Here is an 18568-nt window from a genome sequence, read left to right on the forward strand (position 1 = left end):
ATCTTTTTATCAAATTGATTATTGTCTTACTTGCGCAGGTTCAGCAATAATCACGGTATTTGCCATTTCATCCACTTCTGATTCTGAAAAAGGACCTGGTGGTGGACTACTCGCCGGTACATTACTAGGAGTATTGTTAGTCGGCTCACTGCGAGTATTGTTGTCAAAACTGTTAGGATTAGGTACAGGTAACATGCGATCATCAGTATCATCATCTGCAGTTTGGAAATCTCTAGGCTCACTATCGTTATAGCCTTCAACATACTGATCATTTGGAGCTGTGCCCTCATTTCCAAATTGATCGTCCATGCCTGCCGTTTCATTATTATTGACGTTTTCAGGTAATGGCAATGGCGCCGTGCTTTCTATATTCATCGCTGGCACCAACGTGCGGATATCCGTAACCAGTCGTTGCAATAACATACTATCTGGCGCGGCCAACGTGAGACGATCATTCTGCAACTCTAAACGTGCAAATGGCACAGCCCTGAGCAGATTAAAAATATTAGGCAGCACCTCCGTAGGTAGGTTCGCCATACTGGTAGCGACGCCTTCCTGTACTGTTAGCTCACAATTACTCGCTTGTTGACCTAAACTGGTATTAAGTGCTTGTTGCAATGCATTCTGTAGCGCTTCATCGCCAACAACAGCACTACAGCTAGATAGCCCTCCACTGTTGTCCATTCCAACGTTGAGCTCGACTGGCGTCAATACTTCTACAGGTGGCATGGGTGCAGCAACGACAGGCTCTGGCACAACAGGCTCTACCGGTGGAACGTTATTAGGCCTAATTAATATGGCCCAAGCCGCCAGTGCTAACGCCATAATAGCTATTATTAATAATATTATTTTGACCAATAAATCATTGCGCTGACTGCGGGTACGTACTTTTCCTCGCGAATTGCTACCACTTTCTGCCAAATGATGATCTGAAGGATTGGCATGAATCGCATCAGTATTCATAGAAAAATCGTCGTCAGATGCTGGTATTTCATCATCTTCTGCCGTGGTATTTTCTATATCAAGCGATGTCGATGTGATAATTGAGCTTGTACCTGCACTGAACTCATCAGGCTTATCTAAAGAAGTAATTGAGGGATTGTCAGTTACTGGCACAGTAATGGTATCTGCGATGCTGCTTGAGGTAGATTGTTTGTCGCTGTCTTGATAAGCATTGATAACCTCTGCCGCCCATACTGGCAAATAATTACGTAACGCTGACTGCTCTCCTTGCAGGAATGCTGGTAAAAACTGGCCATTGGCCAATATTTTAAGCTCGCTATAAACCAATGGTGCTGAGTTTATAAGTAACTGTTCAGTAATCGAATCGTCAATATGATGTGTCGCTGCTAGCTCTTGGATGACAACCTGCTGCATATCATTTTCTGACCATAACTGTTTGAAAAGCGACTGGTCTGTAACTTCCTCTGTGCGAAGTAATTGCGAGTAAATCTCTGGCAACGCGAGGCGCGCTGCTAAAATGGCATAAAACTGCTCAAGTAGACTGACATAAGCCACGCTGTCCTTACTATCACACTCCCCTAATACAGCAGGAGTAACGGTTTTTTCTAATTGGTCGATAATACTCATAAATTATTGCCTCTTGCGGCCTTTGCTTTACATCTGAAAAAGAATGAGGTGGTCATTATTATTTTATATATAGTCAGAAAACCATAAACTGCTACAGTGCTACCTTTTCTAAAGGCACTACTTCTACAATCTGAAGCCGGCTGTCTTATGGCCATTTTAGAGTGCTGTGACTATATTAGAGCCAGTCATAAATCAGCAGTCATCGTTACGGTCATCATACGAAGCATTACGTACTATGTCTGACACATTGCTATATTATTGACTATAAAAGCATAAAAGTGCATTGTTTTGTCGCACAATAGTTTTTTCATAGCATCATAACTACTATTAGTATAACTTTGTTGTTAATATTAGCGCTCAATAATTCACTATTAATTATTTGTCACATCGCCATTTATAGTGCTGCTCCATATCAGGCGTAGCCTAAGGATTTCCCGTTGTTCGATCATACGACCCTGATTATTATCATTACCGTTATTGTCAGCTTATTAGCATGGCAAAACAAAACCTTGTTTAATCGACTAATTTTTTATCCACCAGCGGTAAACAACGGCCAATGGGATCGCTTTGTAACGCATGGCTTTATTCATGCTGACAGTATGCACCTGCTCTTTAATATGTTTACCTTGTATTTTTTTGGACGCGCGATTGAAGGGTTGTATCGGTCATTTTTATTTGGTTATGGCTTTGTGATTTTTTATGTATTGGCCATTATTGTTGCAATGATTCCAAGCTACCTGAAAAATAAAAAAAATGCCAGTTACTTGAGCCTTGGTGCTTCAGGCGGTGTGTCAGCTGTCTTATTTGCTTTTATTCTGCTCGCACCATGGGAAAAAATCTATTTGTTTGCCGTTGTTCCTATTCCAGCCATATTATTTGCTGTCGCTTATGTCGCTTATAGCATCTATGCAGATAAACGTGGTGGTTCAAACATTAATCACATGGCGCATATGTGGGGCGGTGCTTTTGGCGTAATAGCCACGATTATTCTAGATCCGCGCATATTGTTACATTTTATCAATGCTTTGTTGTCGCCTAGTCTTTAGCAGCCACTTTTTAAAATCATGATGCTCGAAAGTCATGATGCTCTCAAGTCATGATACTCTGATACTCTGATACTCTGATACTCTGATACTCTGATACTCTGATACTCTGATACTCTGATACTCTGATACTCTGAAATTCTGAAATTCTGAAATTCTGAAATTCTGAAATTCTGAAATTCTGAAATTCTGAAATTCTGAAATTCTGGCAGATAATGACCAACCCTATTGTATTGTTATAAACTACTCACTTTTTTTATATATTAAGATGTAATAGTTAATTATGATTATAGATGTTATCGGTGATATTCACGGTTATGCAGACAAGTTAGTCGGCCTACTACTACAATTAGGCTACGTGCATGATGGTACGTGCTTTATGCCGCCCGCAGGTCATCGTGCACTATTCATCGGTGATTTGGTCGACCGTGGTTCACAGCAGGTAGCGACACTAGAGATTGTCTTTGCCATGCTAGATGCTGGTGTGGCTGATGCGGTGATGGGTAATCATGAGTACAATGCACTGGCTTTTGCCACGCTCGATCCTGATAACCCTACTCAATATCTGCGCTCACACAATGAGGTGCATGTACGCCAGCATGAGGCATTTTTAGCAGAACTACCATTTGATTCCGAAGCTCATCAGTATTGGCTACAACGGTTGTATGAGATTCCATTGTGGATCGAAACTGATTATGCCTGCTTTGTACATGCTTGCTGGGATGTAGATAGCATGGCAGTACTAAAACCTTTGCTGAATGACGATAACTGCTTAACGCCTGATGGCTTAATCGCCACCTCTAAAGAAGGATCTGCCGCATTTGATGCATTAGAACGAATATTAAAAGGTGTAGAAACACCACTACCTGATGGTTTGGTGATGATTGATAAAGAAGGCACTAAACGCTCACGGGTACGGGTACGTTGGTGGCTTGATGAGTTAGAGTCACGCACACTGCATGAGATTGCACGTGCGCCTTCATCAGCTATGGCGCAAATTCCCAAAGATGCGATGGCTGAAAACATCAACTTTGCTATAAAGACGCACAAACCTGTCTTTGTTGGTCATTACTGGTTAACGGGTATGCCTGAACCACTTAGCCAAAAGGTTGTCTGTACCGACTATTCAGCTGCAGTAGATAGCGGCTACCTTACTTGTTATCAGCTCGATACTCAGCAGCCTCTACCACTCAAACCTGAAAACTTCGTACAACATCGACATGATGAAAACATTGATATAGGTCGACAATCCCAATAAGATTGTTCATCTATAGTATTAAAAAGTAAACTTGGCTTTACGAAGACGGCAAAATTTTTGTATGATGGTCTTTTTGAGGATATCAAAGCATGAGCACCACATCAGCGACTGTTAACACTGTTGAACAAAACGGACCTATCACTTCTCCTGCTGGTCAACCAAAAGTTGGTATCATCATGGGTTCGCAATCTGATTGGGCAACCATGAGCAGTGCGGCACAACTACTCGCAGACTTTGATATTGCCTTTGAGTGCGAAGTAGTCTCAGCACATCGTACCCCTGATAGATTATTTGATTATGCCAAAAATGCAAAAGGTAAGGGCTTACAAGTGATCATCGCTGGTGCAGGTGGTGCTGCGCATCTACCCGGCATGTGCGCCAGCCAAACGCCGCTACCTGTCTTTGGTGTTCCTGTAAAATCATCGATGCTCAGCGGATGGGATAGCTTACTGTCTATCGTACAAATGCCAAAAGGTGTCGCTGTTGGGACATTAGCGATTGGTACAGCAGGGGCTTATAATGCTGCTTTGCTTGCGATTCAAGTTTTAGCCTTACACGATGAGACCATTGCGACTAAACTAGACAGCTTACGTGAGACGCAAACCGAAACCATTCTAGCCAGCCCAACACCCGGTATCATCAATAGCTAATTATTCTTAGCTCAAGCAAAGTGACCACCAAACTTATTCACTTGATATTTATTTTTAGATGGGTTTTACTTAATACTAAGATTTATTTAATACAAGGTGCATACAGTGCACCTTTTCCTATTTTAATACACCAATATTTTTTTACTCAAAGAGCTTACCATGACTACAGCAAACGCTTATCCCGTTACCCAAACCATTCGTACCATCGGTATTTTAGGCGGTGGTCAGCTTGGTATGATGCTTGCCGAAGCCGCCTTGCCACTTGGTTATCAATGTGTTTTTTTAGAAGACAACGCTGACTGCCCTGCCAGCTTATATGGACGCGTCTTTCATAGCGAACAATTAGCAGCATTTATCGAAGCCGCTGATGTTTTTACTCTTGAGTTCGAAAACACACCGACATCTACTGTCGAACAGCTTACTGAGTTATCAAAATCTGGTAAAAAACATGGCATGTCTCCGCCGCTAATGGCTCTTGATATCGCACAAGACCGTCTCAAAGAAAAGCAAATGTTTAATGACCTTGATATCGCCACAGTACCTTTTATGGCTGTCAATTCTGAAGCTGAATTAAAAAAAGCTTGTGATGAGCTAGGCCTACCTATCGTCCTAAAGACCAGCCGTGGTGGTTATGATGGTAAAGGTCAGTTCGTCATCAAACAAGACAGCGATATCAAAGCTGCTTGGCAAGAATTAAAAGATGCGGTCACAGGTAAAGGCTCTCTGACACCAACGCCAGCACCATTGATTGCCGAAGGTTTTATTGACTTTAGCCGCGAGCTATCTATTATCGCTGTACGTGCACAAAGCGGTCAGGTTCGCTGTTATGATTTGGTCGAAAACCATCATCATCAAGGTGTTTTAGCCAAAACCCAAGCCCCTGCTGTTGGTACTAGCCATTTATTTAAGCAAGCTCAAGATGCCATTACCACTGTCATGAACCATCTAAACTATGTTGGTGTGATGGCGCTTGAGCTGTTTGTGACCAAAGATGCACGTGGTCATGACACGTTACTTGCCAATGAAATTGCCCCACGTGTCCATAACTCTGGGCACTGGAGTATCGAAGGCGCAATTACTAGCCAGTTCGAAAATCATATTCGGGCGGTGGTCAATCTGCCATTAGGTGATACAGACAATGTCCATCCAGCGATTATGCTCAATGTCTTGGGGCAATATCCTGACATCAGCGCCGTGCTAAATATCGATGGTGTACACTATCATAGCTATCATAAAGCCGAACGTAACGATCGTAAAATTGCGCATATTACTTTAATGCCCAATGATGTGGCAGATTTAGAACCGGCTCTAGCCAAGCTCGTCGCGACTCTACCCAATAAAATGGGACTTGAGAAAAAATCAGTGGCAGCTGATGAGCAGCCAATAACGTTAGATAATCATGAGCATGCTGATGCTGAAAAACCTGTGGAAAATGCTGAATCAAGCAATGAGACTGCCGCATCCGATAAGACTGTAGCGGCAAAAGAAAATAAGGCTAAGAAATAATGCAGATTTGGGTGGATGCAGACTCAGTACCATTGATCGCCAAAGATTTGATTATCAAAACAGCTGAACGCACACAAACCATGGCGATATTCGTTGCCAATCAGCCAATTAAACTGCGCAAGTCACCACTGCTCACTATGACAGTGGTGCCGTCAGGATTTGACAAAGCAGATGACTATATCGTTGAGCAAATACAACCGGGCGATCTGGCCATTACTAGCGACATACCTTTAGCCAACGATATATTGGACAAAGGTGGCATGGTTTTGACCACTCGCGGTGTGGTCTATGACAAAAACAATATTAAGCAAAAGCTTAATATGCGTGATTTTATGGACACCATGCGTGGTACTGGTGTACTAGAGCTACAAGAGATGAGCGGACAGAAGCCTTACGGTGATCGTGACAAAAAAGCCTTTGCCGATGGATTAAATAAACTGGTACGTTAACTTCTAACATTGTATTTCTTTCAATCTCTATACAGTCTATAACCAAACACTATGTAATCGGCACGCTTCATAACGAAGCGTGCCGATTTTTTTGTTAACCTATAATCAGTTTTTGATATTACTTTCGATATTTATTTTAAAAAATACAGTTTATACGAAAGACAACGCATATAAGAATAGGAATGATTATGAAAATTTTAGTAATTGGTGCAAGCGGTCGAGTGGGTACAGATTTGGTTAAGCAGTTATTGGCTGACAATCATCAAGTGATAGGTACTACTCGTCAAGATAAAAAACTATTTGACGATGAAAAATACAGTCAACTAGACCTAGACATTACTGCTGAAAAAGAAGACATTCAAACGCAAATAGACCAAAATATCGACGCCGTTTATTTTGTTGCAGGCTCTGGTGGTAAAGACGTTTTAGAAGTGGATCTGCATGGTGCAGTCAAAACCATCCAAGCAACGCAAGACAAAGGTATCAAACGTTATATCATGCTCAGCACGGTATTCTCATTAGATACCAGTAAATGGGATAGAATTGCCGACCTAAAAGAATACTATATCTGTAAACACTATGCTGACCAATGGTTAATCAACGACAGCACTTTGGACTACACCATAGTCCAAGCAGGCGCGCTGAAAGAGCGTGAGGCAACTGGCAAAATTACTATTAACAGTGATGACGCAGGTGAGAACTCAATTGAAGATGTCGCTGCTACCTTAGCCACTGTACTAAATGCTGACAACACCATCAAGCAAGTCTTTAGCATGAGCAATGGTGACACGGCTATTAACGATGCTATCGCACAGTTATAATCACTAAAGCAAAAAAAAGCGAGTAGGCCGAAAGGTTTACTCGCTTTTTTATGGCTGTTATTTGAGATTATATTATTAGATGAGTAATAATATTTAGCCTCTAAAGAGTAACTATTAGAGAGTAACTATGCCAAACCACTTGGGAAGGGGATGACTTCTTCTAGACTGCTAGCTCCTGTAATGACCATTAGCAGCCTATCTATACCAACTGCGATACCGCTACTAGGTACCAAATCATCAGACGCCGCTAGTAGATGCTCATCGATTGGCATTTGTGGTAGATTATGACGCTGACGCAACTCATTATCTTGCTCGAAGCGCGCTCTCAACGCTTGTCCATCTGCTAACTCGTCATAAGCGTTAGCAATCTCTACGCCATTAATATACAACTCAAAACGCTTGGCAATACGATTACCTTCTTTATCTAATGCCGTTTTTGCCAAAGCCGCCGTCGCTGGTGGGTACTCAATAATCAAGGTTGGTAAATCATGTCCCAAGTTGGGCTCGACTGCATGACTAAACAATAAGTCCAACCAACTTTGACGTCGATCTTCTTCAGTATCCACGGCTCTACTCGCCTCACTGTTAAAGTCGAAGCCTGTTAAACCCTTATCTTCTGCCACTGCTTGTAATGCGCCAAGACTGGCTGTCAGTGGATGTATACCGACGAAATCCATAAAGGCATCGACATAACGATAGTGACTCATCACTACAGAACTGCCATAAAGCACTTCTAATAACTCGCCAAGCTCAACTGCCATATCATCCAAACTATAATTTGGCTGATACCATTCGAGCATCGTAAATTCAATGTTATGCTGCACGCCTATTTCATTATTTCGAAAAACAGGACAAATCTGATAGATAGGTACCTGCCAGCTAGCCAATAAACGCTTCATCGAAAATTCAGGTGATGTGTGCAAATAATAGGTCTGTGGTTTGTCTTGATAAGTGACTTGTGCCGCGATTGACTGCAAAAAAGTATCGGTATTACCGGCTTGTGACAATAGCGGTGTCTGCACCTCTAACACTTGCTTTTTAGCAAAAAACTGACGGATATTGCCTATAAACCGCGCACGCTGCTGCGCCATAGATAATGCCATGGTCGGTGCGTAGCTAGGCTTAGAACTGATAGACTTAGAAGTAATAGGCTGCGCAGAAATGTTATTTGCTTGAGTCATTTGTGGTCTACTACGATTGATAAATAATCAGTTTGGTAATTGAGTGTTTGATTTTTAAAACTGCCATTCACGACGTAAATGATAATCACGTCTTAATCCATCAAAATCAGTACCATTTACCTGCCCATCGACCTCCTTACTTCTCAAGGAGGCATCGTCTTGCCTAATATCATAAAACTTTATTAGTCTGTCTGGATGCGCCTTTAATTCAGACCATAGAAATAAGTTAAGCGGTAGTAATGCCTGCATTGACTGAACAGGTGTGACTGCTAACTTTTCACATAGCGCATCATAAATAATTTGCGTACCACGCAGCTTACCTTCTAGCGTATAGCCAGCGATATGCGGTGTAGCAAAGATAAGCTTGGATAATAAAGGCTCTGCAATCTGAGGTTCATGCTCAAACACATCAAGCACTACTTGTCGCCCAGTACGCTCAATATCTGCTACCAGCGCATCCGCATTAATTACAGGTCCACGCGCACTATTAATGAGTATTGTATCAGCAGGCATCATGGCCAATGCGTCGGCATCAATGATATGCCGTGTTGGATAATTGCTACCTCCAGGATGCGCATCACCTTTCTCATTTGTCAGAGGTACATGCAAGCTAACCGCATCGCTTTGGCTGAGCACCTGCTCTAAACTCGCATTATTAAGCTTGGATTTTGGTAATAGTGGATCATAACCTAAGACTTGCCAGCCCAAATCACTGGCATACTGAGCAAGTGTACTCCCAATATTTCCCAAGCCAATAATACCAAGGGTCATAGGTTGTTGCCAATACTGTGGACGCAACGTTAGAACCGCTGTCAATACATATTGCGCGACAGAGTGTTTGCTACAACCTGAAGCATTGGCAAAAGTGATACGACGCTGCATTAGGTAATCTTGATCAACGTGATCGGTGCCGATGGTTGCAGAACCAACGAATTGCACACTATTGTTACCAGCCAACAATGCCTCATCTACTTGCGTCACCGAACGGATTAATAAAACATCAGGCTGCACTTCTGCAAGTAATGATGCATTGATATCTCGTCCAGCAACAGTGATGATATCTACAGCCTGCTCTGATGATTGAGCAAGTGTAGATGCGTTAAAAAACTTGTCCAAACTGGCGATATTGCTATCCGCCAAAATAGTAATATGTTTAATAGTATTTACCCTACCCTTCATGGTTTTGCCACATAATTAATAACATAGTCGAACAGCTATAGCTTTTCTATAGAAATAGCTTTATTTAGGTTCATTTACTGGTGGTGATGCTTGGCTATCGGACAACACCATCTCTTGTGGCGCAAATATTTCATTTTTATGCTGCGATATCCATTCACGCCAAACTGCAAGTCCGATGGCCAGTACCACAGGACCAATAAACAAGCCAACAAAGCCAAATGCTGTCAGACCACCTAGTACCCCAATAAAGATAATAATAAATGGGATTTTGGTCGCGCCGCTAATAACAATAGGACGGATTAGATTGTCAACCCAGCTAATGATTAATACGCCCCATAATGCTAAGCCAATACCTTCTGCCGTATGCCCTTGACTCATCAACCAAATAGAGACACCGCCCCAAGCGAACGGCGTGCCAAATGGAATTAGTGCAATAATAAAGGTTAATATACTCAATAAAATAGGACTTGGTGCGCCAGAAAAATAATAACCAATGCCCGCAAGCATCGCCTGCGCTAATGCAGTTAGACCAATACCATATACTACAGCACGCGTGGTCGTACCCACAGAGTCGATATATCCATCAATTCGATTACCAATAATATTGCGTAATGCTTGGCGGATTTGGCGAATAAGACTGGTGCCATCACGATAGAAAAAGAATAACGTCATCAGCGCCATACCTAGCTTGGCAAGGCTACTAAACACCACATCAAATGCTACTTTTCCATAATATAAATGTGACTGCACCCAAACACGAAAGGCTTCTAGCGTTCCTTCAGGATTTTTATTAATTCTCCACAGTACATCTTTGACCTGCTGACCTACAATAGGTAAGTCCTTAATAGAGTCCGGCACATCTAAATAGCCAACTTTGATACGATATATCAAGTGACTGATTAAACTTAAAGCTTCTTGTTGTAGAATAAATACGCCAATAACAAGTGGGATACCTATCATTAAAGAGATACTCATCGTCATGATGGCAGCACTAAAATTGGGACTCAGCTTCACCTTTTCATAAAAAAAGTTATAAACTGGAAAAGTCACATACGCTAAAATAGCTGCCCATAGTGCTGGCACGATAAAAAACTGTATCACTTGAAAACACAATACAAACAGCACGACCAATAAAGTAATGGCCAATAAGCGCTGAATAATAAACTCTTTTGTCCAATTTTCAATCATAGCGTATAAACCAATTGCAGACAGCAAAGACCTATTATGACTCCGCTGACGAGTTTATAAATGTGAGATGGAGCGCAACTTATAGACCTTGTCCATTAGTGGCATCCATTAGCGAGGGTTGTCAATCAACTAAATAAGAAAATGCTTTAAAGCCTACTTTGCAAGTATTAAATCATAGAATACCGTAACATATTTACCGACTATAATTTTGACCAAAGCAAGATAAACAATAAGTTATTATCAGCACTTATTATGCAATAAAATACAGTAACTATATAACGCTATGTTGTAATCTTTACTTGCAACTTTTTGCGCATCAGCCTACCAGACTAGAACACTAGCAGATAAAAATGAGTACATCGGTTTAATGTATAAAAACAATGCCCTAATAGTCCATTTCACATTGACATGCTATCGCAATATCTTGTGAGCTAATTCACTGGCGCGTTCTATTTGTAGCGACAATTGATGTTATACTAAAGCAATTATTTTAAGCTTTTCAATATAGTTAGGTCTGTATGGTCTTATTTATTTTAACCATTACACTGCCACCGATTTTATCAAACTATATGCCACAACCCTCTTTTATCGACTCTCTATAGACCATCATAAGATCTAACCTTTAGAGTGGCTCCATAATTTTGGATATTATGCGTAAACCTTCGTAAACACTATATCTCGCAAGCGTTATGTAATAATTTATGCATCATTTAAGCTCATCATATAGATTCAATATTAGAACTCAATATGAAAAAGTGCTATTTTTAGTTAACTTCGGATGACTATGATTTTATTTTAAATCAATACTGACCCATCAAATTTTAAATAATATATCGATAGGAACAATAACAATGTCAAAAGACACTGATAATCCCAATATAAATCCCTCAACCGAGGCCAGTAAGACTAAGAAATCACAAGAAACCGTTACTTTTGCTTTGGCTCAGTCACATTTTTTGGTTGGTGATATCACCACCAATGCCGAAAAAATGCGCTCATTAGCATTAAAAGCACGCGATCAAGGCGCAGATGTCATTATCTTCCCAGAGCTCGCACTATTGGGTTATCCTCCACAAGATTTGCTGCTACGCCCAAGCCTATCAGGTCGCGTCAAAAATGCGCTCTCTAGTTTAAGCGATATTGATGATATCGTGATGATTGTTGGCTATCCACATGTCGATCATCATGGTACATTCAACTCTGCTGCCATCCTACACAATGGTCATCAAAAAGGCTTTTACCATAAGCAAATCCTGCCAAACTATGGCGTTTTTGATGAACGTCGTTATTTTGATAAAGGTCGTAATCAAGTCCTATTTGACTATAAAGGTATCACCATCGGTCTACTGATTTGTGAAGACTTATGGGAAAAAGGCCCTGTTGCTGAGCTCAAAAAGCAAGGTGCAGATCTAATCGTTAGTTTAAATGCATCACCTTTTGAAATCGAAAAACAAGAAAATCGTAAAACAATGCTTGCCAAGCGCAGCCGCGAAAACAACTTACCAATCATTTATGTCAACGCTGTTGGTGGCCAAGATGACTTGGTGTTTGACGGTGGCTCTATGGCGATACAGGCTGATGGTAGTGTTGCACACGAAGCTCCGCGCTTTATGAACCAGTTGACTCTGGCTACTTTAGACGTCAAAACAGCCCAGTTTGATAACCAAAATAAAGAACCATTGACACTAAGCCGTGAGTCAGAAATGTATCAGGCGCTTGTTGTGGGCCTACGCGACTATGTCAACAACTCAGGATTCAAAGGTGTCATTGTCGGTCTATCAGGTGGTATAGACTCGGCCTTAACATTATGTATCGCAGTGGATGCTTTGGGCGCTGACAAAGTATATGCCGTTATGATGCCTTATGAATATACCTCTCAAATCAGCTTAGAAGACGCACAAGCGCAAGCACGTCGTTTGAATGTATCTTATACGGTTTGTCCTATATTTGATGCCGTAGAAGGCATCCGTCATACCCTAGCACCACTGTTCAATAAATCTCCTGCAGATACCACTGAAGAAAATATTCAGGCACGTGCTCGCGGTGTTATATTAATGGCACTATCTAACAAGTTTGGTCATTTAGTGATCACCACTGGCAACAAGTCCGAATTGGCCGTTGGTTACTCGACATTATACGGTGATATGGCAGGTGGTTTTGATGTACTAAAAGATGTTTATAAATCACAGGTTTATAAATTAGCCAGTTATCGCAATCGTTTAGAAGACACTCCTGTCATTCCTGAGCGCGTCATCACCCGCCCACCATCAGCTGAACTGCGTCCAGATCAAAAAGATCAAGACAGTTTACCTGACTATGATGTACTAGATAATGTCCTCATGTCATACATCGATGAGGACATGGGCTATCAAGATATCGTTGATAAAGGTTTCGATGCTGCAATGGTCGCGAAGGTCATCCAGATGGTAGACAATAGCGAATACAAACGTTTGCAATCACCAATAGGTACCAAAATCAGCCACAAAGCTTTTGGACGTGAGCGCCGCTATCCATTAGTCAATAAGTGGTCAATAAAAGGCTAAACAAGATTAAATATCAGTGCTTGTCCAATTTCTATTACCTAAAATAGTGACAGCACTGATAGTTTAGATTTTGTACAAAAATTTGAATTGCTTTATAACTAGCTGGGTGCTTACCCAGCTTTTTTAGGTTCTATAAGTTGATTTTTTATAAACCATCATTTCACCATTCATCACTTTCATTGTTAATTCCTATTTTTACCGAGTATGTCATGAGTTTGCTAACTGCTAGTATTTTTCTTATTTTATTGCTGGCCTTAAGTGCCTTTGTCTCTGCTGCTGAGATTGCCATCGCAGCAGGTCGCAAAATTAAGCTGCAAATCATGGCAAAAGAAGGCGATGTCCGTGCACTTGACGTTCTAAAAATGCAGGACAACCCTGGTAGCTTTATCACTGTCGTACAAATCGTCTTAAACGCTGTTGCGATTTCGGCTGGTGCAGTAGGAGAGTCAGCTATTAGTCCTTACTTACGGATATTGCTTGATAATGAAGCGATGTCATCAGTTATATCATTTGTATTGATTACCAGCTTGTTTTCTCTACTCGCTGACTTGATGCCTAGACGATTGGCAATGTCAAACACTGATACCATTGCTGTACGACTCGTACGACCCATGATGCTGTTAATTTTTATTTTTAAACCCATCATTTGGGTATTTGATGGTGCAGCTAATGCCCTCTTTAAAGTACTTGGTATTTCCACCACACGTCATGATGATATGACACCAGAAGATATTTATGCCGTGATGGATGCTGGTGCCGAAGCTGGCGTGCTTAAAAAACAAGAGCATCATCTGATAGAAAATATCTTTGATATGCAAGAGCGTACGGTCACCTCGGTGATGAACCCACGCGAAAATATTGTTTACTTCGATACCAAAACAAGCACTGAAAAAATTGTCGAGGTTATGATTGATCAGCCACATAACAAATTTTTGGTCTGTCATGACGATGACTTAGAGCATATTGTTGGTTATGTCGAGTCACGCAGTTTTTTAGCATTGATTCTCAATCAGCAAGAAGTCAGTTTGACAAGCAAAGAGTTATTGATGCCTGCACTCTTCGTGCCTGATACCTTGTCTTTATTTGAAGTACTAGAGATGTTTAAATCCATGGGGGCTGACTTTGCCGTTATCGTTAACGAGTATGGACTAGTGGTAGGCGTCATCACACTCAAGGACGTAATGAGTATCGTCATGGGTGAGCTTGTGACTCTAGAAGAGCAGCCTATCGTCCAACGTACAGACAATTCATGGTTAATAGATGGTATGACACCCATTGAAGATGTTGTTCGCACTTTAGGCATTGTCAATCTGCCACGCAATCAAAACTACGAAACCATCAGTGGCTTTATGATGTATATGCTCCGCAAAATTCCAAAGAAAACAGATACTATTGAGTATGCCAATTATCGCTTTGAAATTATCGCCACCGATAATCTCAAAATCACTCAAATGCTAGTAACTATCATTGATGATGTTGTCTGATTAAAACAGCATTAAGTATGAGCAAGTAAATTAGGGCCTATCGTCATTTTAAAAATGCTGATAACGATGAGACCAATCACCGTCAAACAAGAAAATAGCGCAGATAATATTAGGGCGTATTGACCAGCTATTGGATGATGTTTAGCAATATCTAACCATTGTTGCTCTATTCAGATGACTATCGATTGAATTGAAGACCTGCCTTAGCCCATGAATCTATAAACACATTCTAGTTTAAGATCTTGCACCAAAGATAGCCGTACCAACACGTACCATCGTCGATCCATCAGCAATTGCTTCTTTCATATCACCACTCATACCCATGCTTAGTGTATCCCAAGCATTGATTTCTGGATGGTTTTGCTTAACCATTTCAAACAACTGCTTGGTACGAGAAAAAGCATCAGTATCTGCCTTAGCAGGAATAATCATTAATCCACGCAACTCTAGCCGCTCATATCCTTTGATGGTAGCTATCAATTCAGATAGCTGGTCTGGCAAACAGCCTGACTTACTTTCTTCGTTATCAATATTTAATTGAATCAAAACGTTCAATGGTGGTAACTCAGCGGGACGTTGGTCATTTAAACGCTTGGCAATAATGTCACGCTCTACTGTCTGCACCCAATCAAAATTTTCAGCAATATCACGGGTCTTATTACGCTGAATACTGCCAATATAGTGCCAAACAATATCTTGGCTTTCAGGTTTTGATGTTAGCGTGTTCATTTTTTCAATGGCTTCTTGTAGATAGTTCTCACCAAAATGACGCTGCCCTTGCTGCGCTAAGACAGCTATCATATCCGCAGGTTTTGTTTTAGAAACAGCCAATAACGTAACACTCTCGGCTTGTTGTCCCGCATGATCACACGCTTGAGACATTTGAGTACAGACTTGCCGCCAGTTCTCTATCAAACCTGGCTGATCAACATTATTTTCACTCTTATTCATATAACACTCTCAAAGATAATTTAAACATTTTTCAATCAATGACTCTTAACGTTTTTGCCAATATTATTTATTATTCAAGGTTAAACTTGCCACAAGCCTTCTTCATCATCGAACAATATCATAGTCACACCTACGTCCATAAAATGTGTGAATGGTTAATTTACATTTTCTTAGCCTAGTAGATGGTTAAATGTCGACAGTCTTGTTATTATATTGTTACATGGTTTAACATATACTACTGAATATAGTAGTAATGGTAAAAGCCCTGGCTTATTTTCTATTATCATAACTGATTTAAGATAAACCTTTTATTGGTTATTGACCACGCAATTTTATGCTCTTTTGTCCTACCCTTATTGATTGATAGGAATACCTAATTATGGCTGAAAAAAATAATTTAAGCATCGAAGATTTGCTACGCTTTAGCGTTAAGCACAAAGCATCAGATTTACATATTTCAGCCGGTATGCCCGCTATGATTCGTGTCGATGGTGAAATGACACGTATTAATATGCCAGAGATGACCCATCAAGTCGTGCATCAGCTTATTTATGACATCATGAATGACAAGCAACGTGCTGACTTTGAAGAGTTTTATGAGACGGATTTTTCTTTTGAAATTCCTAACTTAGCACGCTTCCGGGTAAATGCTTTTAATCAAAATCGCGGTGCTGGAGCCGTATTTCGTACCATTCCTTCCAAAGTATTAACGATGGAAGATCTAGGTATGGGTGAAGTATTCAAACGCGTCTCAGACTTTAAGCGTGGTGTTGTATTGGTCACTGGTCCAACAGGTTCTGGTAAATCAACAACGCTAGCAGCCATGGTTGATTATATCAATGAAAGCCGTAAAGAACATATTTTGACCATTGAAGACCCGATTGAATTTGTTCATGACTCCAAAAAGAGTTTGATTAATCAGCGTGAAGTTCATCGTGATACTTTAGGTTTCGAACCTGCATTACGTTCAGCGCTACGTGAAGATCCGGATGTTATTCTGGTTGGTGAGCTACGTGATCTTGAAACCATTCGCTTGGCATTGACTGCTGCAGAAACTGGTCACTTGGTATTTGGTACCCTACACACCAGCTCAGCTGCTAAAACAATTGACCGTGTCATCGACGTATTTCCTGCAGAAGAAAAAGACATGATTCGTGCCATGTTATCAGAATCACTACAAGCGGTTATCTCGCAAACCCTACTAAAGCGCCAAGCAGGTGGACGTGTTGCTGCACACGAAATCATGCTAGGTACGCCCGCGATTCGTAACTTGATACGTGAAAACAAAATTGCTCAGATGTACTCTGCTATTCAAACAGGTGCTGGCGACGGTATGATTACACTTGATCAAACACTAAAAAATCTAGTATCCAAAGGCACTATCAGTAAAGACGTTGCTCGTCCGTACGCCAAACAGCCTGATGCATTCTTGTAGGCCTATTTTTATTGTTCGTTATTAGCGATCTTTCAAACATGACTTTAGATCTTTTTTTAATCGATTTATATCCAGTACAGGTACGATATGGACATTGATAAATTATTACAGTTAATGATCAATAAAAATGGCTCTGACCTTTTTATTACCGCTGATGTAGCACCTTCCATGAAAGTAAATGGGAAAATTCTACCTGTCGGCAAAACCCCCTTGACCTCAGAGCAAACCATGCGCTTGGTGAAAGGTGTCATGACGCCAAGCCAAGTAAAAGAGTTTGAAGAAACAAACGAATGTCAGTTTGCCATTGCTGATCAGGCACAGCAAGCACGCTTTCGTGTCAGCGCCTTTATACAGCGTGATATGGCAGGAATGATTTTACGGAAGATCGAAAATAAAATTCCTACCGTTGAAGAACTGCGTTTACCACCAGCGTTAAAAGAACTGGCTATGAAAAAACGCGGTATTATTCTACTAGTAGGGGCAACGGGGACTGGTAAATCTACGACCCTCGCTGCCATGATAGGACACCGTAATCAAAACTCTCATGGTCATATTATTACCATCGAAGATCCTATTGAATTTGTACATCAACATCGTGGTTGTATTGTGACGCAGCGTGAAGTCGGTATTGATACCCACTCATTTGAAGCAGGGCTAAAAAATACCTTGCGCCAAGCACCTGACGTTATCTTGATTGGTGAGATTCGTAACCGTGAGGTTATGAGCTACGCCATTCAATATGCAGAAACAGGGCATTTAGTATTTGCAACCTTACATGCCAACAATGCTAACCAAGCCATTGATCGTATTATTCACTTCTTTGAACCAAATCGCCACAACCGGTTATTTATGGATTTGTCACTTAACTTGCAAGCTATTATCGCTCAGCAACTCATCCCAACCCCTGATGGTAAAGGTCGCCGTGCAGCCATTGAGATTTTATTAAACTCACAGCTCATCAGTGATTATATTCGTAAAGGTGAAGTTCATGAAATTAAAGGTGTCATGACGCGCTCACGAGATAGTGGTATGCAGACCTTTGACCAAGCCTTATTTGACCTGTATGAGCAAGGAGAGATCACTTATAAAGAAGCCATTCTTCATGCTGACTCTCCTAACGATTTGCGCCTAAAAATTAAGCTTAGTAGCAAAAATGGTACAGCCAATCTAGATGAAGGCGCCGATAGCTTATCATTAGATATCACGTAGATAACTATCAATTAAACTAGGGCGTGTCCCTCATAAAAAAGCCCTCATCATAATAATGAGGGCTTTTTGCTATTTTAAACT

At 40.9% G+C, this 18568-nt stretch carries 15 protein-coding genes; 10 read left to right on the forward strand and 5 right to left on the reverse strand.

Annotation, left to right across the window (positions count from 1 at the left end; genetic code table 11):
• Positions 1 to 18: 18 nt before the first annotated feature.
• Positions 19 to 1590, reverse strand: a complete 1572-nt coding sequence (locus tag ACT3SX_RS08510) for a hypothetical protein (RefSeq protein ID WP_192519163.1) — start codon at positions 1588 to 1590, stop codon at positions 19 to 21.
• 437 nt (positions 1591 to 2027) lie between these two features.
• On the opposite strand from ACT3SX_RS08510, the gene ACT3SX_RS08515 reads away from it, so the two are divergent.
• From ACT3SX_RS08515 to ACT3SX_RS08540, 6 genes are all read left to right on the forward strand, one after another.
• Complete coding sequence (locus ACT3SX_RS08515; RefSeq protein WP_192519162.1) at positions 2028 to 2636, forward strand: rhomboid family intramembrane serine protease; 609 nt, start codon at positions 2028 to 2030, stop codon at positions 2634 to 2636.
• Positions 2637 to 2916: 280 nt separating this feature from the next.
• Entirely contained in the window at positions 2917 to 3891 is a 975-nt protein-coding gene (locus ACT3SX_RS08520; RefSeq protein WP_442069884.1) for a metallophosphoesterase, read from the forward strand.
• Between the two features lie 89 nt (positions 3892 to 3980).
• Positions 3981 to 4541, forward strand: coding sequence for a 5-(carboxyamino)imidazole ribonucleotide mutase (gene purE / locus ACT3SX_RS08525; RefSeq protein ID WP_442069883.1), 561 nt, complete (start codon positions 3981 to 3983; stop codon positions 4539 to 4541).
• 159 nt (positions 4542 to 4700) lie between these two features.
• Complete coding sequence (locus ACT3SX_RS08530) at positions 4701 to 6047, forward strand: 5-(carboxyamino)imidazole ribonucleotide synthase (protein WP_442069881.1); 1347 nt, start codon at positions 4701 to 4703, stop codon at positions 6045 to 6047.
• Positions 6047 to 6496, forward strand: coding sequence for a YaiI/YqxD family protein (locus ACT3SX_RS08535; RefSeq protein WP_192519158.1), 450 nt, complete (start codon positions 6047 to 6049; stop codon positions 6494 to 6496). The genes ACT3SX_RS08530 and ACT3SX_RS08535 overlap by 1 nt, the downstream gene beginning before the upstream one ends.
• Before the next feature lie 188 nt (positions 6497 to 6684).
• On the forward strand, positions 6685 to 7317 hold the full coding sequence (locus ACT3SX_RS08540) for an NAD(P)H-binding protein (RefSeq protein ID WP_192519157.1): 633 nt from the start codon (positions 6685 to 6687) through the stop codon (positions 7315 to 7317).
• 125 nt (positions 7318 to 7442) lie between these two features.
• Here the strand turns inward: ACT3SX_RS08540 and epmA are convergent, their stop codons facing one another.
• The 3 genes from epmA to ACT3SX_RS08555 form a co-directional block, all read right to left on the reverse strand.
• Positions 7443 to 8498, reverse strand: a complete 1056-nt coding sequence (gene epmA / locus ACT3SX_RS08545) for an EF-P lysine aminoacylase EpmA (RefSeq protein WP_192519156.1) — start codon at positions 8496 to 8498, stop codon at positions 7443 to 7445.
• 54 nt (positions 8499 to 8552) lie between these two features.
• A complete protein-coding gene (locus ACT3SX_RS08550) occupies positions 8553 to 9656 on the reverse strand; it encodes a 4-phosphoerythronate dehydrogenase (RefSeq protein WP_192519167.1) in 1104 nt (367 codons plus the stop codon).
• 81 nt (positions 9657 to 9737) lie between these two features.
• A complete protein-coding gene (locus ACT3SX_RS08555) occupies positions 9738 to 10865 on the reverse strand; it encodes an AI-2E family transporter (protein ID WP_192519155.1) in 1128 nt (375 codons plus the stop codon).
• Positions 10866 to 11716: 851 nt separating this feature from the next.
• Between ACT3SX_RS08555 and ACT3SX_RS08560 the strand changes: the two genes are divergently transcribed.
• Together ACT3SX_RS08560 and ACT3SX_RS08565 are read left to right on the forward strand one after the other, a co-directional pair.
• Positions 11717 to 13408, forward strand: a complete 1692-nt coding sequence (locus ACT3SX_RS08560; protein WP_442070005.1) for an NAD+ synthase — start codon at positions 11717 to 11719, stop codon at positions 13406 to 13408.
• Positions 13409 to 13617: 209 nt separating this feature from the next.
• Entirely contained in the window at positions 13618 to 14892 is a 1275-nt protein-coding gene (locus ACT3SX_RS08565; RefSeq protein WP_442070003.1) for a hemolysin family protein, read from the forward strand.
• Between the two features lie 234 nt (positions 14893 to 15126).
• Here the strand turns inward: ACT3SX_RS08565 and ACT3SX_RS08570 are convergent, their stop codons facing one another.
• Positions 15127 to 15843 (reverse strand): YggS family pyridoxal phosphate-dependent enzyme, encoded by a 717-nt coding sequence (locus ACT3SX_RS08570; RefSeq protein ID WP_192519152.1) that lies wholly within the window; start codon positions 15841 to 15843, stop codon positions 15127 to 15129.
• A 379-nt stretch (positions 15844 to 16222) separates the two neighbouring features.
• On the opposite strand from ACT3SX_RS08570, the gene ACT3SX_RS08575 reads away from it, so the two are divergent.
• Complete coding sequence (locus ACT3SX_RS08575) at positions 16223 to 17278, forward strand: type IV pilus twitching motility protein PilT (protein ID WP_192519151.1); 1056 nt, start codon at positions 16223 to 16225, stop codon at positions 17276 to 17278.
• An 87-nt stretch (positions 17279 to 17365) separates the two neighbouring features.
• Positions 17366 to 18487, forward strand: a complete 1122-nt coding sequence (locus ACT3SX_RS08580) for a PilT/PilU family type 4a pilus ATPase (protein ID WP_192519150.1) — start codon at positions 17366 to 17368, stop codon at positions 18485 to 18487.
• The last annotated feature ends 81 nt before the right edge of the window (positions 18488 to 18568 follow it).

This window comes from Psychrobacter sp. AOP31-B2-9 (assembly GCF_052378005.1).
Classification (GTDB): domain Bacteria; phylum Pseudomonadota; class Gammaproteobacteria; order Pseudomonadales; family Moraxellaceae; genus Psychrobacter.